Source organism: Streptomyces sp. NPDC004266 (genome assembly GCF_042874095.1).
In the GTDB taxonomy this organism is placed as follows: Bacteria; Actinomycetota; Actinomycetes; order Streptomycetales; family Streptomycetaceae; genus Streptomyces.
Genome location: NZ_JBIAMM010000006.1, coordinates 172021 through 195503 on the forward strand (window position 1 = coordinate 172021; position 23483 = coordinate 195503).

Here is a 23483-nt window from a genome sequence, read left to right on the forward strand (position 1 = left end):
GGTGCGCGCCGACGCCGTCCCCGCCGCCCCACCGCTCCTCAGCTCTCCGCGTGGACGATGTCGTACGGGGTGCCGGGAGGCGTCATGAGCCGGAGGGTCCGCTCGGCCTCGGCGGTGAGCGCGGTGCGCGTCGCGCGCGTCACCCGCGCGAAGGGTTCGACGGTGAGCGTCGTACGGTCCTTCGCCTCGTCGAGGTGCCAGATCCCGGCGACGAACCCGTCGACGAGGAACGTGCGGTGCGCCTGGTTGCCGGTCCAGGTGCGGCCGTGGTGCTCGGCGGGGACGACGCGGCCGCGGTCGGCGTGCGAGAGGAGCAGGTTGTCGAACTCGGGCAGGAAGCGGGGCGGCGCGGGGGTGTCCTCGTCGGGGCGGGGCGCGTCGGGGAGGTCGAAGAGCTCGGTGCCCCGCTCGTCCCGGAAGACGAGCAGCTCGGACCGCAGCCGCTCGAAGGCCGGGCGGAGGCGGGTGAGACCGCACCAGGTCTGCATGTCCTTGACGGAGGCGGGACCGAAGGCGCCGAGGTAGCGCCGTACGGTCTCGTCGAGGTCGGCGGCTTCGTCCGCGGGCGCGTCGAACCACGTACGGGTGGTGGTGAGCGCGACCTGCCCGCCGCGTCCCCACAGACCGCGCGGGGTGACCTGCACCATCAGGAGCAGGCAGCGGGCGGCGATGGTCAGTGCCTGCGGGTCGGCCCCCGGCCACTCCCGGAGCAGTCGCTCCCGCAGCTCCTTGGGGGTGCGGGGCCGCTCCTCGACGTAGGCGGTCGCCAGGGAGACGAGCCGGTCGAGGTCGACGCCGTCGAGCCCCTTGCGGAACGCCTTCAGCTCCCGGTCGACGGCCCCGGCCTGGACGAGCCTGCGCAGGCCGACGGCGTCGCGGGCGGTGTGGGTGTGGACGGTGGACCGCAGCGAGACGATCCGGGCGACCTTCCGGGACTCCATCAGGGCGGACAGCTCCTCGGGCCGGAAGCCGTCGAGGCGGGCGGCGAGCGCGTAGTACGGGGGCTTGGTGTTCTGGGCCTGGAGACCGACGAGACGGGCGACGGCCTCCTCGACGCCGAGCGGCGCGGGGCGCAGGAGCAGCTGCCGGTCGAGGGTGGCGCGGTTCAGGGCGCGGGGGCCGAGCACGGGGTGGGTCGTCTTGAGGGCCATGGTCGGCACGCTATCGACAGTTGCGGACAGCTACCGTCCGCAAGGAGGACCCGTGAGGTCCGGACGGAAAGGTTTCACCCCATATATCCTGCTCTCGTCCGTATCCCGTTCTGCACCCGCAGACACGTTCCAGACCCGCAGAGTCGTCCCAGACCGGCAGAGTCGCCGAGGCCACCGGCCGAGGAGGAGGTGAGCGACGATGTCCGACCGCCGTCCCCGCGCGGCCTGGCGCCGCCGCGCCGAGCCCCCGTCCGGGGCCTCGTCCGCGCAGCCGCCCCCGGCGGCGCCGGGCGGGACGGGGCCGGGCGGGACCCGGTCGAACGGGGTGCGGTCGAGCGTGGTGCAGTCGGCGCTCTACCGCGACGGCCACCGGGTCTCCTCCCCCGCCACCCTCGCGGACACCTTCCGCCAGCTGCGCGAGCACCCCGACGGCATGGCCTGGATCGGGCTCCATCGCCCCACCGATGAGGAACTCCACTCCCTGGCGGCCGAGTTCGACCTGCACGAGCTGGCCGTCGAGGACGCCAGGGAAGCCCACCAGCGCCCCAAGCTGGAGCGGTACGGCGACACGCTCTTCGTCGTCCTGCGAGCCGCCCGCTACCTCGACGCCCCGGAGGAGGTCGAGTTCGGCGAGCTCCACGTCTTCGTGGGCCCGGACTTCCTCATCACGGTCCGGCACGGCGCCGCCCCGGACCTCTCGGCCGTCCGCCGCCGCATGGAGGAGAACCCGGACCTGCTGGCCCTGGGCCCCGAGGCCGTCCTGTACGCGATCCTCGACGCGGTGGTCGACGGCTACGCGCCGGTGGTGGCGGGCGTCCAGAACGACATCGACGAGATCGAGACGGAGGTCTTCGGCGGCGACCCCGCGGTCTCCCGCCGCATCTACGAACTCTCCCGCGAGATGGTCGAGTTCCAGCGCGCCACCCGCCCCCTGGTGGGCATGCTCCACGCCCTCATGGCCGGCTTCGCCAAGTACGGCACGGACGAGGAGCTCCAGCGCTACCTCCGCGACGTCGCCGACCACGTCACCCACACCAGCGAACGCGTCGACGGCTTCCGCCAGGCCCTGACGGACATCCTCACAGTCAACGCGACCCTGGTCACCCAGCAACAGAACGCCGAGATGCGCGCCCTGGCGGAAGCGGGCTTCGAGCAGAACGAGGAGATCAAGAAGATCTCGGCCTGGGCCGCCATCCTCTTCGCACCCACACTCGTCGGCACGATCTACGGCATGAACTTCGACCGGATGCCGGAGCTGCACTGGACGGGCGGATATCCGTTCGCGATCGGCTTGATGGGGGCCGTCTGCACCAGTCTGTACGTGATCTTCAAGCGCCGGGACTGGCTCTAGGGGGCGGTCGACGCCACTCACGCAGCGCCCGTGGTCCGCTCCTCGGCCCCCCGCGTCGGTGCCACGGCCGCTTCGACCGGCCGCCGCCGGGTTCACGCACGGCTCGGCCAGGGCTCGCGTTACACCATCCGATGACTTCTGGACGCGACAGGGTTATTTATCAGATCAAATTCCGATGTATCCATCTGTCCAGTCCTCCGGGTATCGACCACTGCCCACGCCGCCACCAGGCCCGACCGAAGTAGAGGAGAGTGGAGAAGATGACGACATCGCCGAGATGGCGATCCTTTCTGGCTTCAGCCACCACCATTGCCGCGCTCGCCGAGGCCCTGACGAAGCCCTGACCGAAGCCCTTCAGCGCGGCCGCAGCGCCGACGAGTGGCCGCCCGTCGCCCGTACCGCGTCCTTGATCAGGTCGGCGACCCGGGCGGGCTCGGACAGGACGACGGCGTGTGAGGCGTCCGGGAGTTCGACGACGACGGCTCCGGCCCGCGCGGCGCCGAAGCGCTGGACCTCGGGGCTGATCGCGCGGTCCGCCCCGGCCACCAGGGCCCAGGACGGTTTGGTCCGCCACGCCGCCGTGGACGCGGTCTCGGTGAAGGCGGCCGTGGCGAGGGGCCGTTGGGCCGCCGCCAGGACGCCGGCGACGTCCTCGGGCACGTCCGCCGCGAAGACGGAGGGGAAGGCGGTCTCCTCGATGGTGACCTCGACCGCGCAGTCGCCGTCGAGGAGCGGGTACGTCCACTCCTTCAGGCTGCCCGTCAGCGGGGAGGCGGGGAAGCCCCCTTGGAGCTGGCCGAGGCTCTCGCCCTCGTGGGGCACGTAGGCGGCCACGTAGACGAGCCCCACGACGTTGTCCGCGGCGCCGGCCACGGTGATCAGCGCACCGCCGTACGCGTGGCCGACGAGTACGGCCGGGCCCTCGACCTGCGCCAGGAAGGAGGCGAGATAGGCGGCGTCCGACGTCAGGCCCCGGAGCGGGTTCGAGGGAGCGATCACCGGGATCCCGCTGCTGCGCAGTTCCGCGATGACGCCTATCCAGCCCGTCGCGTCGGCGAAGGCGCCGTGCACGAGGACGACGGTGGGGTTGGTCATGCCAGTTCTCTTCTCGGTGTCGGGCCACGTGGGGGGGCGGCGTCACGACAGTCAGGCCGCGGCCCGGAGTTCGGCGAGAGGTCCGTGCGACCGTTACTCACGGTAGGGCCGGGGCGGGGGCGCCTCTTGTACGTGCGCGCATCCGCGCTGTCACGGCGGCGCACACGCGCCTCAGCGCCCTCCCTCGTCCGGGGCGCCGGCAGCCGTCGTCGCGAAGGCCGAGGTCGCCAGCGCCTGCCATTCGCTGGGGCTCATGCCGTAGGCCCCGCGGAACGTGCGGCTGAAGTGCGAGGGGCTGCTGAAGCCCCAGCGGTGCGCCACCGCCGCCATGGTGATCCTGCGGTGGGAACGGCCCAGCTCGAGCCGGCAGAACTCGAGCCGGCGCTGCCGCACCCAGTGGCTCACCGTGCTGCCGTCGTTCTGGAAGAGCTTCTGCAGGTACCGGACGGAGATGTGGTGGGCGCGTGCGATCGACTCCGGCGAGAGGTCCGGGTCCATCAGGTGCTCTTCGATGTAGCCGCGGATACGGGACAGCATCTCGTTGACGGCCCCGGACGCGTCGTCGGCCTCGTCCGTCGTGTCCGCGTCGAGGAGCTCCATGACCAGGACGGAGAGGAGATGCACGGCCGTCCGGGCACGCCGGTCCCCGATCGCGGACCGGCGGACCTCCGCCTTGGCGGCGAGCGCGGTCAGGAAGTCGGACGCCAGCGCCCCGATCCCCTCCCCGCCGCGTACGGGTACGCCGAGCACCCGGTCCAGTTCCGGCTCCGTGACGCCCAGATAGCAGCGGGGCACCCGGAAGAAGATCATCCGGCAGTCTTCGCCGAACCGCAGCAGATGCCGCCGGGCCGGGTCGCAGAAGACCAGGTCGTTCGGTTCCAACGAGGTCTCGGCCCGCTCGTGGACGACGGTGACGGGCCCACGGACGTGGACGCCGAGGTAGACGTGGGTCCGGTCGTTCGTCTCCGGCATCTCGGAGAGCACCTGGACCAGCCGCCCCGGGTGGGAGGAGGACGAGGCCGGATCGGGCGCCTGCCGGGGCACCCGTTCGGACGTACGGGACATCAGTGTGAGGGGCATGGGAATTCCTGGCCGTGGGTTCGTGCGGGCGGAGGACGGATTCACGCCCCGTTCGCCGGCTCCTCGGCCAGGAACTTCTCCACCACGGCGTTGAAGGCCGGCGGGTTCTCCAGGAAGGGGAAGTGAGAGTTCGCCACGTCGGAGGCGAAGACGTGCAGGCGCGCGCCGGGAATCCGCTCGGCGACGAAGCGCTGCGAATCGGGGTGCACGTGGCTTCCCTCGCAGCCGATCACCAGGGTCGGCACATCGATCCGGGGAAGCACGTCCCTCCAGTCCTGCGCGCAGTGGTCGAACAGCAGCGGCACGCCCGCGTAGGCGGGCGTCGACCTGATCTCCTCGGCGACGAGGGCCAGCACCTCGGCGTCGGGCTCGCCGGAGAACATGCCGCGCACGAAGTCGGCGCGGACCGTGTCGCCCTCCGGCCCCGCGAGGGCCGCCCCCAGGTACAACAGCCCCGACACGTCGAAGATGGCGCCGGAGTCCCGCTGTTCCCGCTCGGTCATCCAGGGCACGGCGGCGACCGCCGCGGGCTGGTCGACGGCGACGAAGCGCCGGATCCGTCCGGTCCCGTACTGGTCGATGAAGCTCCACCACACCGAGACGCCCATGGACCAGCCCAGTGCGTCGAAACGGTCCAGCCCGAGATGGTCGACGAGTTCGAGCACGTCGCGGGAGAGCCGGGCGATGCGGTAGCCGTGACGCGGTCTGCCGGACTTCCCGTGGCCGCGGAGGTCGACGGTGACGACACGGCGACCGGGCGCCAGCCCCTCGATCTGGTGGCGGAACATCGCCTGCGTCTGCCCCCAGCCGTGCAGCATCACCAGCGGGACGCCCTCGCCGCCGGTGTCCTGGTACGCGAGCCGTGCGCCGTCCGTCGTGATCAGTTCCTTCATGACCTCTCCCCTGGTCAGAGACGGTGCGTCGTTCCCGCCCGTCCCGGACATCATCGAACGGGGCCCGCCGCCCGCACCACCGCGAGCTGTAGGAATCGGGCCGTGGATCCTCCTCGCTTTGTCGAAGCGAGGAGGTCAGGCGGCTCGGTCGGCGCCCGGGGCGAGGAGTTCCTCGATCCTGAGGCCGAGGTGGAGCGTGAGCCGGTGGGCGCCGTCGTCGAGGTCGAGTCCGGTGATCTCCTGGATCTGGCGCAGGCGGTAGTAGAGCGAGGTGCGGTGGATTCCCAGCGTGTCCGCGGTCCTGGGGATCGATCCCGCGTGTTCGAGGAAGCAGCGCAGGGTGTCCCGCAGGCGGTCGCCGCCGTGCGCCTCGGCCAGGGTGCGGAGCGGCTTCGGGACCAGGGACGTGTTCAGGACGTGCTCGGGGAGCTGGAGCAGCACGGCCAGTTCCCCGAGGAGTTCCCAGTCACCGGCGCTCTTCAGGGCGGGCAGTCGGCGTGCCGCGCGCGCCGCCACGAGCGCCTGCTCGTACGACGTCCACGCCTCGTCCAGGCCGGGGTGCCGGCCACCGACGCCGATCACGGGGTCCGCCGACGGGCCGAGGAAGGTGCGGAGTTCGTCCAGGATGTGGGCGGACTGCGCGGTGACCTCGTCCCGGGCGGGCGGGCGGTCGCGCAGCTGCAGCAGTGTCGCCCGCTCCCTGCCGACCGCGATGAGGCCCTGGGCCGAACGCGTCTGCCGGAACCCCTCCAGCGCCCCCCACAGGGCCGCCTCGGACTGTCGCACGAGCTCGGTCGCGCAGCTCAACTGCACGACGGTGACCAGGACGTGCTCGGCCGCTCCCAGCAGCCCGAGTTCCCTGCCCCGCCGGCGTGCGGTGGTACGGGCGGCGACGTCGGTGCCGACGAGTTCGAGGACGAGGTCCCGCTCGTCGGCCTTCCGGGTGTCGGTGGCGATGTGCTCTCCGTACATCTGGGCGGCCATGGCGTCCGCCGCCCGGGCGATGGCACGCGTCTCGTGCTCCGCCAGCGTCTTCTCTGGCGCGACCACCAGGAGCAGTCCGAGGAGATGTCCGCGCTCGCGCAGGGGCACGACGTAACGGGGCAGCAGTCCGAGATCGTCGCGGCCGTCGATGAATCCGGCCCTGGACCACTGCGTCACGCCCTGGGCGAGGACGTGGCGGATGGACGCGTTGTCGGCGCGGCCCTGCAGCAGGGTGCCGATCCGTACCGGGTCCTCGTCACCGAAGTGGCGGCTCGTACAGACCATGCGGACCAGCGGGTCGTCGACGGCGACGGACCGGCCGAGCCGCTCCGCTAGCTCGTCGACGAGCGCCTGGAGCTCGGGGCTGCCAGGGCGGGCTCGCTGGAGCCTTGTGGTCATGCGCTGTTCCTCTCTCGACCAACGGTTCCCCGCGGACCCCTCCCTTCCGCGGCTCTTGATCATTCTGAGGAGGCGACGGCCTCGGCACATCGCACGAATCGTCCATTGCCCGGACTCCCGCGTGGGATACGAAGCGACTACTCTCCGTCGTCGCGGTGTCTCACCAGCCGGGTCAGCTCCCCGCGCGAGGTGACGTCCAGCTTGGTGAAGGCCCGGCGCAGGTGCGAACTCACCGTGTGCGGCGAGAGGGAGAGGTGCTCGGCCGCCTGCCGGTTGGTCAGCCCCCCGGCCACGAGCCGTACCACCCGTGTCTCCGCGGCCGTCAGCTCGGGCCATGCGTCGGAGAGGCCCGGGGACGAGGGCCGGCGACGGACGCCGGCGGCCCGCAGGCGCCGGCGGACGCGTGCGACGTCCCGCTCGGCGCCCGCTCGCCCGTAGAGCGCGAGGGCCGTTTCGAAGTACGGCACCGCTTCGGACCTGCGCGTGGCCGCCAGCTTGAGTCCGGCGTCCTCCAGCGCCGACGCCCGGGCCAGCACCCGAGGGCAGTCCTCGTACAGCCGGACGGCGCGTACGAGAGGGGCGAGGTCGTTGTCGAGGAGCCCCCGGGCGTGCGCGGCGGTGGCGGCGAGGAGCGTGAGGCCCGGGTTGAGCACGGCCCGTCGCTCGGCCAGGGCCACTGCCTGCGCGGCCCGTTCGTGCGCGCCGGCACGCAGCGCCAGGCGGACGAGGACCGGGGCGTCGGCGGGGTCGACCAGGCCGGCGTAGGCCGGCCGGTCCGCGGCGGGCGACGTCATCACCTCGTCGAGTTCGGCCATGGCACGGTCGGGCCGGCCTTCGAAGTCGGCCGTCAGCGCCAGCATCCAGGAGCCGAAGTGCCGGACGACGGGTGCCGCGTCGCTCCGCATGCGCCTCGCCTCCGCCGCGTACGCCCGCGCGGTCTGCCGGTCGTCGGTGTGGAGGGCGACGCGCAGCATCACGTACCGGAGCGTGACGTCGGCGAGGTTGCCCGGGCCGGGATCGCCGGTCGTCGCGGACGCGGCTTCGGCGTCGGCCCGGGCGTCCGCCAGCCGTCCGGCCTCCAGAAGGATGCGGGACCGGGTCATGAGCCACATGCGGGTGGCCGCCGTCCGGCCCTGCTCCCCGGTGGTCCGGATGCCGTCCTCCGCGGCGGCGAGCGCCTCCGCGGAGCGTCCGGTGGTGTTCGACAGGAGAGCGTGCCACAAGGCCTCCGGAACCCACAGCGAGGTGCTGACGCCCAGGGCGTCGGCCAGCGCGGCGGCCCGCTCCGCCTGCCGGAACGCCTCGGTCAGGTCCATGCGGTGGAAGCTCACGGCCGAGCGGACCGTCGTCAGCGTGGCCTCGGCGGAGCGGTCCCCCGCCGCCGCCGCGGTCTCCCACGCCTCCGCGGCGACCTGCTCGGCCGCCGCGTGCTCGCCCGACATCGACAGGCCGACGGCGAGCATGGCCAGCAGGCGTCCCCGCACGGTCCCGGAGATCCCGGGCAGTGCCGCGCCGGCGCGGGCCTGCCCGACCGCCTCGGAGAAGTCGAACGGTACGGCGAGGCGTGCCAGGGCGAGGCGTATGAGCGCCTCGTCCTCGGGTCCGAGGGTGCCGGTCGCCAGGGCGGAGGCTCCCAGCTCACGGGCGCGGACGGCCTGGCCCGTCTGCCAGAGCAGCGGGATCGTCTCGGCGATGATCCGCGGCCGCTCCGGAGCGTCCGCCGCGGTGAGTTCCAGGGCCTTGAGGCTGCGTTCCGCGGCGGGCCCGGGAGCGGTGGCCGCGAGTTCCGCCGCGGCGGCGCGCAGCCGGTCGGCCTCCGTCGCGTCTCCCGGTCCCGCTTTCCCGGCCTCCGTCGCACCCGTCGGCGTCGCCCTCCCGGCCGAAGGCCCGGGACGCCCGGCGGGGGAGGCCGCGCTCCCCGGCGGCAGCCCGGCGGCCTGACCGCGCAGGGCCCGGCGCAGGGGCAGGGGGAGGCCGGCTTCCACCGCCTCGCGGACCAGGTCGTGGCGGAACGCGAGGCGGTCGCCGCTCTCGGAGAGCAGATCGGCGTCCAGGGATTCCCGTACCGCCGTGATGAGCGCCGCCGAGGACCTGCCGAGCAGTTCGGCCAGCAGCGCGACGGTGACCGGGCCGCCCACGGCGGCCGCCGTCTGCACCAGCTCCCGTGCCTCGTCGGACAGCTGGTCGAGGCGGCGCACGACGGAGGGGAGCTCCCGTGGGGCGGGGGGTCCGGCCGGCAGCCGGGCCGTGCCGTTCTCGATCGTCACCGCCTCCCCCTCCCGCAGCGAGACGAGCAGCTCGACCAGCAGCTGCGGGACCCCTTCGGCGCGGCGGGCGACGCGGAGGACGTCCGGGGCGGGAGCGGCGCCGAGGAGGTCCTCGGCGATCCGCGCGGTGGCCCGGTCGTCCAGCGCTCCCAGCGCCAGCTCGTGCGCGCCCGCCTGCCTGATCCTGTCCAGGGTCGTGCGCACTCCCGACGGCACGCTGCCGCCGCGCACGGCGACCAGCCAGAGGATGGCGTGCGACGAGAGTCCGGCCGCGAGCGTGTTGAAGGTGAGAAGGGTCAGGTCGTCGCACCACTGGAGGTCGTCGAGGACGACGAGCAGGGGGCCGTTCCGTGCCGTCTCCCGCAGGCGGTCCCCCAGTTCCTGGAGCAGCCAGAAGCGCTGGCCGGGTGTCGTGGCGAGGTCCCTGAGGCGGACGGCGCCCGACAGCGGCTCCTCGCCGGAGAGCAGACCTTCGAGGAGCGGGCCGAGCGGCACGAACTGCTCGTCGGGGTCCGCCGCTCCCTCGAACACCCTCGTCCCGCGCCGTCTCGCGGCCGCCGCGGCCTGCGCGAGGATCCTGGACCTGCCGATGCCGACGGGGCCTTCGACGCGGATGATCCCGCCTTCGCCCCGGTCGAGCGCGTCGAGCCGCGCCTCGATGAACGCCAGTTCGGCGTCCCTGCCGCGGAGGGGCGTCCGCGCGCCGTCGGATTCCTCGGGCACGGTCCTCGTCGTCACTCGGTTCACGCTCATACGGCGGAACAGTATGAACCACATGAACCACCCCGGCGCCGCCCGGCCCGGGGGCCCGTCTCAGTCGAAGCGCAGGTCGGCGAGTCTCCGTTCGAGGGCGGTGACGTCGTCCTCGGGCTCTTCACCGACCGGGCGCGCCGCCGTGAGCGCGGCGAGCTCGGCGCCCGCGCGGCGGACGCGTCCGGGCAGGCCGTCGGTGTACTCGTCTCCCCCCGAGCCCCAGTCCTCGGAGGCCGCGAACACGGCGGTGGGGACGACGACGGCGCGGAGGTAGGAGAAGAGCGGGCGTACGGCGTGATCGAGGACCAGGGAGTGGCGGGCGGTGCCGCCCGTCGCCGCGATCAGGACCGGCTTCCCGGAGAGGGCGTCCGGATCGATCACGTCGAAGAAGGACTTGAAGAGACCGCTGTAGGAGGCCGCGAACACGGGAGTCACGACGATCAGGCCGTCGGCTGCCGTCACCGCGTCGATCGCGGCGCTCAGTCGCGGCGGTGGAAATCCGGTCACGAGGTGGTCGGCGATGCCGCCGGCCAGTTCGCGCAGCTCCAGGACCCCGGTCGACGCCGCGTGCCCCCGGGCGGCGAGTTCGTCGCGGGCCGCCTCGGCCAGCCGGTCCGCGAGCAGGCGGGTGGAGGAGGGGGTGCTCAGCCCCGCGGAGACGACGATCAGCTTCATGCGGCGGACACCTCCCGGGCGGCCCGGAGGGACGCGTGCGTGGGGGCCTCCGGCACGTCGGCCGGGCGCCCCTTCGCGAACTCCTTCCGCAGGACGGGCACGACCTCTTCGCCGAGGATGTCGAGCTGTTCGAGGACGGTCTTCAGGGGCAGGCCCGCGTGGTCCATCAGGAAGAGCTGGCGCTGGTAGTCGCCGACGGTCTCCCGGAACGACAGGGTGCGCTCGATGACCTGCTGGGGGGAGCCCACCGTCAGCGGGGTCTGCTCGGTGAAGTCCTCGAGCGACGGGCCGTGGCCGTACACCGGCGCGTTGTCGAAGTAGGGCCGGAACTCCCGTACGGCGTCCTGGGAGTTCTTGCGCATGAAGACCTGTCCGCCCAGGCCGACGACGGCGTCCTCCGGGCGGCCGTGACCGTGGTGCGCGAACCGGCGCCGGTAGAGCTGCACCATGCGCCTGGTGTGGTCGGCCGGCCAGAAGATGTTGTTGTGGAAGAAGCCGTCGCCGTGGAAGGCGGCCTGCTCCGCGATCTCGGGTGACCTGATGGAGCCGTGCCAGACGAAGGGCGGGACGCCGTCCAGGGGCCGGGGCGTCGAGGTGAAGGCCTGGAGCGGCGTCCGGAACGTGCCCTCCCAGTCCACGACGTCCTCGCGCCACAGCCGGCGCAGCAGCGCGTAGTTCTCCTTGGCGAGGTCGATGCCCCGGCGGATGTCCTGGCCGAACCACGGGTAGACCGGACCGGTGTTGCCGCGGCCCAGCATGAGGTCGACCCGGCCGTCGGCCAGGTGCTGGAGCATCGCGTAGTCCTCGGCGATCTTCACCGGGTCGTTCGTGGTGATCAGCGTCGTGGACGTGGACAGGATCAGCTTCTCGGTGCGGGCGGCGACGTGGCCGAGCAGGGTGGTCGGCGACGACGGCACGAACGGCGGGTTGTGGTGCTCGCCGGTCGCGAAGACGTCGAGGCCGACCTCCTCGGCCTTGAGCGCGATGGCGACCATCGCCTTGATGCGCTCGTGTTCGGTCGGCGTACGACCGTCGGTGGGGTCCGGGGTCACGTCCCCGACGGTGAAGATGCCGAACTGCATGGGGTGTCCGCTCTCTCGGGTGGACCGGTTCCCGCGCCGGGGAACCGGGGCCGGGGGGGGGCCCGGGGGCCCCCCCCGCCGCCGTGCGTCAGGCGCCGTCGCGGACGGCGACGATGCCGTTGAAGACCCCCACGTACGCGGTGCCGTCGGGGCCGATGGTGATCGGCGCCCAGTTGTTGTCGTAGGCCGGTCCGGTGCCGGTGAAGCGCGAGAAGGCGCGCTCGCCGGTGCGGAAGTCGACGGCCGTGAGGTACCAGGCGTCGATGCCCCAGGCGTGGGGGCGCTTCTCGTAGAAGTAGAGCAGTCCGTTGGCGGTGGAGAGCTTCGGGACCGTGGAGGGCGAGCGGACGTCGCTCTCCCAGACGGTGTCGCAGCCGCTGCCGTCGGCGCGGACGTCGATCCGGGTCGCGCCGCCGACGACGCTGCGGCCGAGCAGGAGCGAACTCGGGTTCTCGTAGCCGTAGTTGTTCTCGACGACCAGGCTGTCGCCCCAGCTGATCAGGGAGTTGTCGGTGGTGGAGGCGCCGGAGCCGAAGACGGGCACCTTGCAGACGAGCCGCTCGGCGGCGGGCACGTCGGCGCCCCGGCGGTAGACGAGGACGTTCATGCGGTCGTCGGCGTTGTCGGTGATGGCGACGTACTGGTCCTCGGTGCCGAAGAGGTCGGGGGTGGTGCCCGAACCCTGGTTCACCGAGCCGGGCTTGGTGCCGGTCCCCCGGTCGTACGTCTCGCGCCACTGGACGCGCGGGACGCCGTCGGCGTCGGCGCGGAAGCCGTACAGGGCGTGGTCGGTGACGATGGAGACGCCGTCCTCGGCGACGGAGAAGGAGTTCTGGATCTCCTCGCCGTCGAGCCGGATCACGCGCAGGGCGCCCGTGGCGGGATCGACGGTGCCGACGCGGCCGAGGCGGGTCACCCACCAGATGCGGCCGTCCCAGTCGGGCATGACGGAGGTGACGGGGTCGCAGACGCCGCTGGGGAAGAGGTTGGTCCAGCTGACGCAGTCGTGCGGGACGAGGGAGGTGAGGTCCCAGTCGTTCTCGACGACGAACTCCCAGACCCCGTCGGCCTTCTGGCGGTGGGCGATCCGCAGGACGTGCTGGCGGGAGTCGGCGAGGACCACCCGGTCCCGGTCGTCGAGGTAGAAGTAGGCCCCGCCGGAGGTGTCCTTGAAGATCTTCTCGAAGTCGAGGCGGGTGACGGCCTCGACGGTGGAGGAGCGCTGCGGGAGCTTGTACTCGGCGAGGGTGGCCAGGGTGCGCGGATCGAGCAGCTTCAGGAGGAAGCCGCTGAAGGTGCCGCAGACGGTGACGAGGCGGCCGCCGGCGTCGAAGGTGACGGTGGCGCACTCGCCGCCGACGGCGGCGATCTTCTCGCTGTCGACCTCCGGGTCGCGCCCGAGCGGCCCGGACCAGGGATAGGTGGCGCTGCCGGCGCCGTCGGCGTGCATGCCGCTGCGGCCGTTGGGGGCGAGATACGGGTGCTGGGCGGGGCCTTTGCCGGGCACGGGCCGCGCGGCGGCGGGGGCGCCCACGTAGTGATCGACGAGACGGTGGCCGGGAGCGAGGGGGATCTCCTCGGCCTGGGCGACGGGCGCGGAGCCCGCCAGAAGGGTCGCCGCGAGCGCGGCGACCAGCGCGAGCGCGCGTGCTCGTCTGCGGGGCGGTGGGGTGGTCAAAGCGGCTCCTCGGGTCCTGACGTGTGTCGCGCCGGCGGCCGACGCTAGGACCGAGTTCGTGAAATGTACATGGAACCGCCCTGGGTTTCACGGGCAGTTCACAGCGGTTCACGGGAGTTCACGGAGCCGTGACGATCACGGCCTGAGGCTGGAGACCACGTTGGCGGTGGCGGCCACGCCGTTGTGGATGGTGGGCGCCATGCTGGTGCCGGCGAGGAAGAAGCCGAGCAGGGCGCAGACCAGGGCGTGCGTGACCTTGAGGCCGCCGTTCCGCAGGAAGATCACGGCCAGTACCAGCAGCAGCACCACGACAGAAATGGAAACGGCCATCGCTCTCACGTCCCTCCGTCGCCGCACCGGAATTGCGGCGTTCGGCGGACAGTGTGACGGAATGCGCGGTCCGTCCGGGCGTATGGCAGGGCGGCCATACGGGTGAGATTCGGTCAGGGCCCGGTGGGGAGGCAGTCCTGCCAGTCGACCGTACGGTCGCACCAGCGGTTCAGCAGGACGCGGTCGTGGCCCACGGCGAGGAGGCCGGCGCCGGTCTCGGCGCGGTAGCCCTCGACGGCGGCGACGAGGGCCGCGGTGGTGGAGGCGTCGAGCATGGCGGTCATCTCGTCGCAGATCAGCCAGCGGGGGCGGAGGACCAGGGCGCGGGCCAGGCAGGCGCGTTGGAGCTGTCCGTCGCTGACCTCGTGGGGGCGGCGGCCGAGCAGGTCGGGGGTGAGGCCGACGGCCGGGGCGAGGGCCGCGACCCGCTCCCGGGCCTCGGCGCGGCGGCCGGTGGCGCGCAGGGGCTCGGCGATCAGGTCGGCGAGCGTGAGGCGGGGGTCGGCGGCGGTGCGGGGCTGCTGGAAGACGACGCCGACGGCGGTGCGCCGCTCGCGCGGGGCGCGGTGGCGCCAGGCCCGCACCTCGGTGCCGTCGAGGACGAGGCGGCCGGCGTCGGGGCGGTGGAGGAGGGCGGCGACCCGGGCGAGGGTGGACTTGCCGCAGCCGCTGGGGCCGAGCAGACCGACGGACTCGCCGGGAGCGACGGTGAGGGAGGCGCCGCGGAAGACGGGGGCGCGGCGCCCGTATCCGGCGGTGACGGAGTCGAGTTCAAGCACGGGGCTGCTCCGGGTGGTGACAGGCCACGCCCGCCGTGGGTTCGGGGCGGGTGGCGCAGCGGGTGGTGGCGCGCGGGCAGCGCGGGGCGAAGGCGCAGCCGTCGGGCAGGGCGGAGAGCTCCGGCGGCATGCCGGGGATCGGGGTGAACGCCCGGCCGGGCAGCGCGTCGAGGAGTCCGCGGGCGTAGGGGTGGCGGGGTCCGGTGGGACCGAAGAAGCGCTGGGCGGGGGCGACTTCGACGATCCGGCCGGCGTACATGACGGCGACGCGGTCGGCGACGCGTTCGGCCGCGGCCAGGTCGTGGGTGATGAGGAGCAGGGCGCGGCCCTCGTCGGCGTGGCGCCGCAGTTCGTCGACGGTGCGGTCGACGAGGTCGCGGTCGAGGCCGGTGGTGGGTTCGTCGGCGAGCAGCAGGCGGGCGTCGCCGATGAGGGCGAGGGCGGTGGCGGCGCGCTGGGCGAGGCCGCCGGAGAGCTGGTGCGGATGGCGGTCGAGGTGTCCGGCGGGGAAGGCGGCCCGGTCGGCGGCGTCCTCGGCGGCCTCGCGCCGGGCCCGGCGGGGGGTGGCGGTGAGGGCGCGGACGGTCTCCTCCAGGTGGGACCGCACGGTGCGGACGGGGGTGAGGTGGGCGGCGGGGCTCTGGGGCACGAGGCCGACGCGCCGGCCCCGTACGGTGCGGGCGAGGGTCTTCTCGTCGGCGGCGAGCAGATCCGTGCCGTCGAGGAACGCCGTGCCGGAGGTCTCCGCGTTCCCGGGGAGCAGGCCGAGGAGGGCGGAGGCGAGGACGGACTTGCCGCAGCCGCTCTCGCCGACGAGGGCGAGGCACTCCCCCGCCGCGAGGTCGAAGTCGGCGTCGTCGACGGCGGCGACGGTCCGGCCGCCGCGCAGCCGGAAGCGGACGGTGAGGCCGCGGACGCTGAGGACGGCGTCCTCGGCCCGCTCGGCGGAGACGGCCCGGAGGGCGCGCTCGACGCGGGGGTTCACGGCATCAGCTCCGATCGGCGGCGCGGGTTGAGGCGGTCGCGCCAGACGCCCGCGAGTCCGGCGACGGCGAGGGTCGGCACGATGAGGAGGAGGCCGGGGAAGAGGGTGGGCCACCAGTCGCCGGCGAGGAGCGAGGAGCGGGCGTTCTGCACGAGGTTGCCGAGGCTGGCCCGGTGGCTGGGGAGGCCGAGGCCGAGGAAGGACAGCGCGGACTCGTGCCACATGGCGTGCGGGATCATGAGCACGGCGGCGAGTCCGGCCTGCGGCAGGACGGCGGGCAGCAGGTGCCGGACGGCGACCCGGAGGCGCGAGGCTCCGCCGGAGATCGCCGCGTCCACGTAGGGCCGGGTGCGCAGGGAGAGGACCTCGGAGCGGACGATCCGGGCGGTGGAGAGCCAGTGGGTGACGGCGACGGAGGCGATGACGGGCCAGACGCCGGGCCGGAAGAGGGCCACCACGAAGACGCCGAGCAGCAGGTGCGGCACGGAGGAGAAGGCGTCGACGAGCCGCATCAGCCAGCGGTCGGGCCGGCCGCCGAGCGCCCCGGCCGCGGCTCCGACGGCGGTGCCGACGACGGTGGCCACGAGCGCGGCGACGAGTCCGACGAGGAGGGAGATCCGCAGGCCGTGGACGCAGCGCAGGAGGAGGTCGCGGCCGAGGTCGTCGGTGCCGAAGGGGTGCGCCCAGGACGGCGGGAGGAGCTTGCGGGAGAGGTCGACGGCCTGTTCGTCGAGCTGGACGAGCGGGGGCACGAGCAGTACGGCGAGGAGGATCGCGCCGACGGTGAGGGCGGAGGTCCACAGCCGCAGGCGGTGGGTGCGCGGGTCAGCCATCGAAGCCCACCCTCGGGTCGGCGAGTCCGTACAGCAGGTCGGAGAGGAGGTTGCCGACGAGGACGGCGGCGGTGGCGAGGACGGTGAGCGCGGCGAGCAGCGGGAAGTCGACGGAGGTGGCGGCCGTGACGGTGGCGGCGGCGATGCCGGGCCAGCTGAAGACGGTCTCCACGAGCAGGGCGCCGGTGATGAGTTCGGGGACGCGGGAGCCGACGAGGGTGAGCATGGGGAGCATCCCGGAGCGGAGGGCGTGGCCGGTGAGGACGGTGCGTTCGCGCAGGCCCCGGGCGCGGGCGCCGCGCACGGGGTCCTCGTCGAGGGCGTCGCCGACGCCCTGGCGGACGTACAGGAAGAACCAGGGCAGTTGGGAGACGCCGAGGACGAGTGCGGGCAGCACGAGGTGGCGGGCGACCTGGCCGGCGGTGACGGTGTCGCTGGCGGTGTCGGTGAGTCCGCCGGCGGGCAGGGCGCCGAGCTCCAGGGCGAAGAACCAGACGGCGAGGAGGCCGAGCCAGTAGGCGGGGGCGGCTTCCAGGGTGTACGCGGCGGAGCCGGCGGCCCGGTCGAGGAGGCCGCCGCGGCGGCATCCGGCGAGGACGCCGAGGAGGGTGCCGAGGACGACGGCGACGGCGAAGGCGGTGACGGCGAGGAGGACGGACCAGCCGAGGCGTTCGCCGATGACCTCCGCCACGGGGCGGCGCATCGTGGCGGAGTCGCCGAGGTCGCCGGTGAGGGCCGAGGTGAGCCAGTCCCACCAGCGGGCGAGGAGGGGCCGGTCGACGCCGAGGTTGGCGCGGAGCTGGTCGAGGTTCTCCTGCGAGGCGGTGAGTCCGGCGGTGCCGGCGTACGCCTTGACGGGGTCGAAGGGGGAGGCTTCGGCGACGGCGAACACCGCGAGGGTGACCGTGAGGAGGACGGGGACGGCGGCGAGGGCCCGCCGTCCCGTCATCCGGGCCATGGCCCCCCAGGGGAGGCGGCGGCTCACCTCTTCGGCTTCCAGGTCTCGACGTTCCACCAGGGGCCGGAGGCGAGGCCGTGGTCGTGGGGTTCGGTCTGGGTGCTCGGGCCTTCCCAGTCGTCGTTCACGACGTAGAGGTGGTCGATGTGGGTGAGGAAGGTGTAGCCGGGGTTCTCGGCCAGTTCGCGCTGGACGGTGTCGTACGCGGCGCGGCGCTTCGCGGGGTCGTTCGTCCGGCGGCCGTCCTCCAGGGCGCGGTCGACGGTCTCGTTGTCGTACCGGGCCATGTTGTTGAAGCCGTCGCCGGCGAGGGTGGACTTCAGGAGCGGGTACTGGTCGAAGTCGGGGTCGCCGGGCGAGCCGCCGCCGGCGAGGACGGCGTCCGTCTTCATGCGGGGCTCGATGACCTCCCAGGTGCCGGCCTGGGTGGTGATGTCGATGCCGGCCTTCCTGGCGTCGGAGGCGTAGGCGAGGGCGTGGTCCTGGCGGAGCTTGTCGCCGGAGAGGTACCAGAGGGGGAAGGCGGCGCGGACGCCGTTCTTCACGCGGATGCCGTCGGGGCCGGGCTTCCAGCCGGCCTCGTCGAGGATCTTCCGCGCGCCGGCGAGGTCGTGGCGGCGTTCGGTGCCCCGTGCGAACCAGGGGCTGTCGGTGGGGACGGGTCCGTAGGCGGGCTTTCCGGCGCCTTCGAGGATCCGGTCGACCATGGCCTGCCGGTCGACGGCGAGGTCGAGGGCGCGGCGGACGGCGGTGTCGCCCGTGACCCGGTGGTGGGTGGGGAGGGTGACGGTGCGGTAGTCGAAGGTCTTCGCCGTCCAGGTCTTCTTCGTCTTGTCGCCCTTGAAGCCGGCGGCGAGGTCGGGCGGCAGGACCGCGCCGTCGAGGTCTCCGGCGCGCAGGCGGGTGGCGCGGACGTCGTCGTCCTTGATGATCGCCATGGTGAACCTCTTCACCGCGGGCGCGCCGTTCCAGTAGCGGGGGTTGGCCCTGAAGGTGAGCTTCTCGCCCCTGGACCAGCCGGTGAGGACGTACGGGCCGGTGCCGATCGGCTTGCTGGTGAAGGCGCCGGTGTTGACGTCCTGCTTCGCGGTGACGTGTTCGGGGGCGATGGCGTGGACGGTGCGCTCGGCGAAGGGCGCGTAGGGGTATTTGAGCCGGAAGACGACGGTGTCGTCGCCGACGGCCTCGACGCTCTCGAGGGCGTCGAGTTCGGTGCGGGAGGGGTTGTTCGTCCTCGGGTCGAGGATCGTCCGGTACGTGTGGACGACGTCCTTCGCGGTGAAGGGGACGCCGTCGCTGAAGGTGACGCCCTTGCGGAGGGCGTACGTGTAGGTGAGGCCGCCGTCGCCGACGCGGGGCAGCCGCGTGGCGAGGGCCGGCCTCAGCTTCATGTCGGTGCCGAAGGCGAGGAGGCCGTCGAAGATCTTGGAGTTGCCGTCCTTGCCGTAGCCGAGGAGGGGGCTGAGGGTGTCGGGTTCGTGGGCGATGCCCACGACCACGGAGTCCTCGGGTCCGCCGGAGCCGCCGGCGGTGGAGGCGGGGTTCGTGCAGGCCGTGCCGGCGAGGGCGAGCGCCCCCGTGAGTGTCGCGGCGGTCGCTCGGCGAACGGATCGGGCGGCCAAGGTGTCCACACCCCTCTTGAAGATCAACTGCTGTTGCGAACAGCTTGCAATTAAACAGCATGTAGAGGAGTGCGGATGCGGGGGCCCCTTACCCGGAGGCCCCCGCTCCGTCAGGCGGGCGCGGGCAGGTCCATCAGGGCCGCGATCGCGTCCTGGTGCCGGCCCGTCGAACCCAGGGCGATCTGGTCGGACTTGGCCCGCTTCAGCGCCAGGTGCGCCGGGTGTTCCCAGGTCATCCCGATCCCGCCGTGCAGCTGCACGCACTCCTCGGCGGCGCGGACCGCGACCTTGGAGCAGTAGGCCTGGGCCACCGCCACGGTCAGCGGGGCGTCCGGGGCGCCGGTGGCGAGGGCGTCGGCGGCGGCGCGGGCCGCGGCCCTGGCCCCGACGACGTCCAGCCACAGCTGCGCCATGCGGTGCTTCAGGGCCTGGAAGGAACCCACGGGCCGGTTGAACTGGTGGCGCTCGCGGGTGTACCGGACGGTCTCCTCCAGACACCGTTCGGCGAGGCCGAGCTGCTCGGAGGCGAGCAGTCCCGCGCCGGCGAGGAGGCCGCGCCGGACGGCCGCGCGGGCGGCCTCGCCGTCGGCGAGCCGGGTGCCGCTCCCGGGCGCCGGGGTGACGCGGGCGAGGGGGCGGGTGAGGTCGAGCGGGACCTGCGGCTCGACGGCCGCCTCTCCGGCCGGTACGGCGTACAGGCCGTCGGCGCGCGGGACGAGGAGGACGTCGGCCGCGACGGCGTCGGCGACGCCCGCGACGGTGGAGGCGGGCAGCGGCCCGGCGCCGGTCACGGCGGACGGGGACGGTTCCGCGGCCGGCGCTCCGGGAGGGAACGGCTCCGCGTCCGGCGCGGTCGACAGGGGTGCGGCGAGCACCGCGACCGTCCGGCCGCTCGCGAGCTCCGCCAGGAGGTCGACGGCCGGGCCGCCGCCGCCCTCCCCCGCCAGGCCGAGGAGCGTCTCCGTGGCCACCACCGCGCTCGTGAGGTACGGCAGCGGCGTCACCGCGCGGCCCAGCTCCTCCAGGACCACCGCGGCCTCGCGGTGGCTCGCGCCCTGGCCGCCGAGCTTCTCGGGGACGAGGAGTCCGGCGGCGCCGATGTCGCCCGCGAGGGACTTCCAGAGGCCGGGGACGTACGGGTCGTCCGTCTCGATCCGGTCGAGCAGCGCCTGGTGGCCGGCCCGGTCGGCGAGCAGGGCGCGGACGGCGGACCGCAGGTCGTCCTCGGTCTCGGAGTACAGGAGATCGGTCTGTGCGGTCATCGGGCCAGGTCCTTCCAGGCGACGTCCTTGTCGTTGCGGGGCTCGGGCGGCAGGCCGAGGACCCGCTCGGCGACGATGTTGAGGAGCACCTCGCTGGTCCCGCCCTCGATCGAGTTGCCCTTCGAGCGCAGGTAGCGGTAGCCGGCGTCGCGGCCGGTGAAGTCGACGAGCTCGGGGCGGCGCATCTCCCACTCGCCGTACAACAGGCCCTCGTCGCCGAGGAGTTCGACCTCCAGGCCGCTGATGGCCTGGTTGAGCCGGGCGAAGCCGAGCTTCATCGCGCTGCCCTCGGGGCCGGGCTGTCCGGCGACGAGCTGCTGGCGGAGGCGTTCGCCGGTGAGCCGGGCGACCTCGGCGTCGACCCAGAGGTCGAGGAGGCGCCGGTGCAGCTCGTGGGTGCGCAGCTCGGGGCGCTCGCGCCAGGTCGTGGCGAGCTTCCCGATCATGCCGCCCTCGCGGGGGACGCGGGCGCCGCCGATGGAGACCCGCTCGTTCATCAGGGTGGTCTGGGCGACCCGCCAGCCGTCGCCGACCTCGCCGAGGCGGTGGGCGTCGGGGATGCGGACGCCGGTGAGGAAGACCTCGTTGAACTCGGCCTCGCCGGTGATCTGGCGCAGCGGCCGGACCTCGACGCCCGGGTCGGTCATGTCGCAGACGAAGTAGGTGATGCCGCGGTGCTTCGGCGCGTCCGGGTCGGTGCGGGCGATGAGGATGGCCCAGCGGGCGATGTGGGCGCTGGAGGTCCACACCTTCTGCCCGTCGACCACCCAGTCCTCGCCGTCCCGCACGGCCCGCGTGCCGAGGGCGGCGAGGTCGGAGCCGGCTCCGGGCTCGCTGAAGAGCTGGCACCAGACCTCCTCGCCGACCCAGAGGGGGCGCAGGAAGCGGGACTTGACCTCCTCGGAGCCGTACGCGAGGAGGGTGGGGGCGGCCATGCCGAGGCCGATGCCGATCCGGCGCGGGTCGTTGTCGGGGGCGCCCGCGGCGGCGAGTTCGGCGTCGACGACGGCCTGGAGGGCGCGGGGCGCGTCGAGTCCGCCGAGGCCGACGGGGTAGTGCACCCAGGCGAGTCCGGCGTCGAAGCGGGCCTTCAGGAAGTCGGTGCGGTCGGTCGTGGCGGGCGGGTGCTCGGCGAGCAACCGCCTCGTGCGGGAGCGGAGTTCCTCGGCGTCGGTCATGCGTGGGCTCCTTCCGGGAGGACGACCAGGCGGCCGGTGGTGGTGCCGTCGGCGACGCGCTGGACGGCGTCCGCAGCGCCGGCGAAGGGGACGCGCTCCCCGATGAGCGGCTTGATCAGCCCCTTCGCCGCGTAGGCGGTCAGGGTCTCGTGGCAGCGGCCGACGGAGGCCGGGTCCTTCGCCGCGTACAGGCCCCAGTGGAGGCCGAGGACCGAGTAGTTCTTCACCAGGGCGTGGTTGAGGGCGGGGGCGGGGACGGTGCCGCTCGCGAAGCCGACGATCACGATCCGGCCCTCGAAGGCGACGCACTTGGCGGACTGCTGGTAGGCCTCGCCGCCGACCGGGTCGTAGATCACGTCCGCGCCCCGGCCGCCGGTCGCGGCCTTGACGGCGGCGACGACGTCCTCGGAGCGGCGGTCGATCACCAGGTCGCAGCCGAGGGCGCGGGCGACGGCCGCCTTCTCCGGGCCGCCGACGACTCCGATGACGGTGGCGCCCGCCGCCTTGCCGAGCTGGACGGCGGCGCTGCCGACTCCGCCCGCCGCCGCGTGGACGAGGAGGGTCTCGCCCTCCCGGAGGGCGGCGCGGCGGTGCAGGCCGAACCAGCCGGTCTGGTAGCCGATGTGCAGCGCGGCGGCCTCGGCGTCGTCGAGCGCCTCCGGGGCGGGCAGGAGCCCGGCGGCGTCGGCGAGGGCGTACTCGGCGAAGCCGCCGTGCGGGAGGGCGGCGGTGGTGATGACCCGGCGTCCGTCCTCGGTCTCGGCGCAGACCTCGACGCCGGGGGTGAAGGGCAGCGGGGGCCGCACCTGGTAGTGGCCGCGGCAGAGCAGCGCGTCGGGGAAGTTGACGTTCGCCGCGCGGACCCTGAGGAGGACCTGGCCGTCGCCGGGCGCGGGCGGTTCCACCTCTTCGCGGCGCATCACCGCGCGCGGTTCGCCGTTCTCGTACACACGCCATGCCTGCATCCGGAATGCCTCCTCCGTACCGAGCGGTCGGTGGCATACTAAGCGGTCGCTTGCCCCGGGGGAACCGGTCAGCCGGACTTCTTGGGGCGCGCCCTGACGTGCATGCGCTCCCCCTGTGGCCCGAACAGGCTCAGGAACTCCACCGGACCCTCGGCCGTCGGCCCGAACCAGTGCGGGACGCGCGTGTCGAACTCGGCCGCCTCGCCGGCGGCCAGGACGACGTCGTGCTCGCCCAGGACGAGCCGGAGCCTCCCGGAGAGCACGTACAGCCACTCGTACCCCTCGTGCACCCGGGGCTCCGGTGCCTCGTGCGCCTTCTCCTGGATCACCTTGTACGCCTGGAGGCCGCCGGGCTGCCGGGTCAGGGGGTACATCGTCCGCCCGTGGCGCACGATGGGCTTCGCCTTGACCCGGGGGTCCCCCACCGGCGGGGCCCCGACCAGCTCGTCCAGGGGGACCTGGTGGGCGCGGGCGAGCGGCAGGAGCAGTTCGAGGCTGGGCTTGCGCTGCCCGGACTCCAGCCGGGACAGGGTGCTCACGGAGATCCCGGTGGCGGCGGAGAGCTCGGCGAGCGTCACCCCGCGGTCACGGCGGACACGGCGGAGCCGGGGGCCCACCTCGGTCAGCACGGCGTCGATGCGGTCGTCTTCGGTCATACGGCCAGTGTTGCAGAAACGGCAAGATTCCTTGCGGAAAGCTCACGAGCGGAACGACCCTCTCACCATGAACGCGCACACACAGGACGCCCCCGGGCGGTACGACGCGGTGGTGGTCGGCGGCGGCGGGCCGGGCTCAGCGCGGCGCTGATCATGGGCCGCTCGCGGCTGCGCACCCTGGTCGTCGACGAGCTGCCGGAGATCGACGGGGTGCCCGAACGCCGGGGCCGGGACGTGCTCCACTGCCCGTACTGCCACGGCCGGGAGGTCCGCGACCTGCCGTTCGGAGCGATCGCCCACCCGGCGATGCCCGCGCACCAGGCGCTGACGGTCTCGCGCTGGTCGAAGGACGTCACGCTCTTCCTGCACACGGCCGGCGGACTCTCCCCCGGGACGCGGCGCTGCTCGACGCGGCCGGCGTCGAGATCGTCACCGGCGAGGTCGCCGGGCTCGCCGTCCAGGACGACCGGCTGACCGGCGTCCGGCTCGCCGACGGGCGGACCGTGC

21 protein-coding genes are annotated in these 23483 nt (G+C 73.6%); 2 read left to right on the forward strand and 19 right to left on the reverse strand.

Annotated features, from left to right (window positions below):
* Positions 1–38 precede the first annotated feature (38 nt).
* The gene (locus ACFYUZ_RS16885; protein ID WP_389309728.1) at positions 39–1151 is read right to left on the reverse strand and encodes a winged helix DNA-binding domain-containing protein; all 1113 of its coding nucleotides are present in this window, start codon (positions 1149–1151) and stop codon (positions 39–41) included.
* 199 nt (positions 1152–1350) lie between these two features.
* Between ACFYUZ_RS16885 and ACFYUZ_RS16890 the strand changes: the two genes are divergently transcribed.
* Entirely contained in the window at positions 1351–2502 is a 1152-nt protein-coding gene (locus tag ACFYUZ_RS16890; RefSeq protein ID WP_389309731.1) for a magnesium and cobalt transport protein CorA, read from the forward strand.
* Between the two features lie 354 nt (positions 2503–2856).
* On the opposite strand, the gene ACFYUZ_RS16895 is transcribed toward ACFYUZ_RS16890, so the two are convergent.
* The 18 genes from ACFYUZ_RS16895 to ACFYUZ_RS16980 form a co-directional block, all read right to left on the reverse strand.
* Positions 2857–3597: an alpha/beta fold hydrolase gene (locus ACFYUZ_RS16895; protein WP_389309734.1), complete on the reverse strand. Its 741-nt coding sequence runs from the start codon at positions 3595–3597 to the stop codon at positions 2857–2859.
* A 171-nt stretch (positions 3598–3768) separates the two neighbouring features.
* The gene (locus tag ACFYUZ_RS16900) at positions 3769–4677 is read right to left on the reverse strand and encodes a helix-turn-helix domain-containing protein (protein ID WP_389309736.1); all 909 of its coding nucleotides are present in this window, start codon (positions 4675–4677) and stop codon (positions 3769–3771) included.
* A gap of 41 nt (positions 4678–4718) precedes the next feature.
* Positions 4719–5570, reverse strand: a complete 852-nt coding sequence (locus ACFYUZ_RS16905; RefSeq protein ID WP_389309739.1) for an alpha/beta fold hydrolase — start codon at positions 5568–5570, stop codon at positions 4719–4721.
* 135 nt (positions 5571–5705) lie between these two features.
* Positions 5706–6953, reverse strand: a complete 1248-nt coding sequence (locus tag ACFYUZ_RS16910) for a PucR family transcriptional regulator (RefSeq protein WP_389309742.1) — start codon at positions 6951–6953, stop codon at positions 5706–5708.
* A gap of 137 nt (positions 6954–7090) precedes the next feature.
* Positions 7091–9973 carry a helix-turn-helix transcriptional regulator gene (locus tag ACFYUZ_RS16915; protein WP_389309745.1) on the reverse strand — a complete coding sequence of 961 codons (2883 nt, stop codon included), beginning with the start codon at positions 9971–9973 and terminating at the stop codon, positions 7091–7093.
* Positions 9974–10033: 60 nt separating this feature from the next.
* Positions 10034–10648 (reverse strand): FMN reductase, encoded by a 615-nt coding sequence (locus ACFYUZ_RS16920; RefSeq protein ID WP_389309748.1) that lies wholly within the window; start codon positions 10646–10648, stop codon positions 10034–10036.
* Positions 10645–11730, reverse strand: coding sequence for an LLM class flavin-dependent oxidoreductase (locus ACFYUZ_RS16925; RefSeq protein ID WP_389309751.1), 1086 nt, complete (start codon positions 11728–11730; stop codon positions 10645–10647). The genes ACFYUZ_RS16920 and ACFYUZ_RS16925 overlap by 4 nt, the downstream gene beginning before the upstream one ends.
* An 88-nt stretch (positions 11731–11818) precedes the next feature.
* Complete coding sequence (locus ACFYUZ_RS16930; RefSeq protein WP_389309754.1) at positions 11819–13408, reverse strand: hypothetical protein; 1590 nt, start codon at positions 13406–13408, stop codon at positions 11819–11821.
* Positions 13409–13543: 135 nt separating this feature from the next.
* Positions 13544–13738: a hypothetical protein gene (locus ACFYUZ_RS16935; RefSeq protein WP_030690730.1), complete on the reverse strand. Its 195-nt coding sequence runs from the start codon at positions 13736–13738 to the stop codon at positions 13544–13546.
* Between the two features lie 113 nt (positions 13739–13851).
* Positions 13852–14517, reverse strand: coding sequence for an ABC transporter ATP-binding protein (locus tag ACFYUZ_RS16940; RefSeq protein ID WP_389309757.1), 666 nt, complete (start codon positions 14515–14517; stop codon positions 13852–13854).
* Positions 14510–15502 (reverse strand): ABC transporter ATP-binding protein, encoded by a 993-nt coding sequence (locus ACFYUZ_RS16945; RefSeq protein WP_389309758.1) that lies wholly within the window; start codon positions 15500–15502, stop codon positions 14510–14512. Before ACFYUZ_RS16945 ends, ACFYUZ_RS16940 begins: the two co-directional genes overlap by 8 nt.
* Positions 15499–16335 carry an ABC transporter permease gene (locus ACFYUZ_RS16950; protein ID WP_389309761.1) on the reverse strand — a complete coding sequence of 279 codons (837 nt, stop codon included), beginning with the start codon at positions 16333–16335 and terminating at the stop codon, positions 15499–15501. The genes ACFYUZ_RS16945 and ACFYUZ_RS16950 overlap by 4 nt, the downstream gene beginning before the upstream one ends.
* Positions 16328–17320 (reverse strand): ABC transporter permease, encoded by a 993-nt coding sequence (locus ACFYUZ_RS16955; RefSeq protein ID WP_389309763.1) that lies wholly within the window; start codon positions 17318–17320, stop codon positions 16328–16330. Before ACFYUZ_RS16955 ends, ACFYUZ_RS16950 begins: the two co-directional genes overlap by 8 nt.
* The gene (locus ACFYUZ_RS16960; protein ID WP_389309765.1) at positions 17317–18915 is read right to left on the reverse strand and encodes an ABC transporter substrate-binding protein; all 1599 of its coding nucleotides are present in this window, start codon (positions 18913–18915) and stop codon (positions 17317–17319) included. The genes ACFYUZ_RS16955 and ACFYUZ_RS16960 overlap by 4 nt, the downstream gene beginning before the upstream one ends.
* Positions 18916–19025: 110 nt before the next feature.
* A complete protein-coding gene (locus ACFYUZ_RS16965) occupies positions 19026–20177 on the reverse strand; it encodes an acyl-CoA dehydrogenase family protein (RefSeq protein WP_389309768.1) in 1152 nt (383 codons plus the stop codon).
* Positions 20174–21355: an acyl-CoA dehydrogenase family protein gene (locus tag ACFYUZ_RS16970; protein WP_389309771.1), complete on the reverse strand. Its 1182-nt coding sequence runs from the start codon at positions 21353–21355 to the stop codon at positions 20174–20176. The genes ACFYUZ_RS16965 and ACFYUZ_RS16970 overlap by 4 nt, the downstream gene beginning before the upstream one ends.
* Positions 21352–22320, reverse strand: a complete 969-nt coding sequence (locus tag ACFYUZ_RS16975) for an NADPH:quinone oxidoreductase family protein (protein ID WP_389309773.1) — start codon at positions 22318–22320, stop codon at positions 21352–21354. Before ACFYUZ_RS16975 ends, ACFYUZ_RS16970 begins: the two co-directional genes overlap by 4 nt.
* Positions 22321–22388: 68 nt before the next feature.
* Positions 22389–22976, reverse strand: coding sequence for a helix-turn-helix domain-containing protein (locus ACFYUZ_RS16980; protein ID WP_093872553.1), 588 nt, complete (start codon positions 22974–22976; stop codon positions 22389–22391).
* Between the two features lie 153 nt (positions 22977–23129).
* On the opposite strand from ACFYUZ_RS16980, the gene ACFYUZ_RS16985 reads away from it, so the two are divergent.
* Positions 23130–23450, forward strand: coding sequence for a hypothetical protein (locus ACFYUZ_RS16985; RefSeq protein ID WP_389309776.1), 321 nt, complete (start codon positions 23130–23132; stop codon positions 23448–23450).
* Positions 23451–23483: the final 33 nt, after the last annotated feature.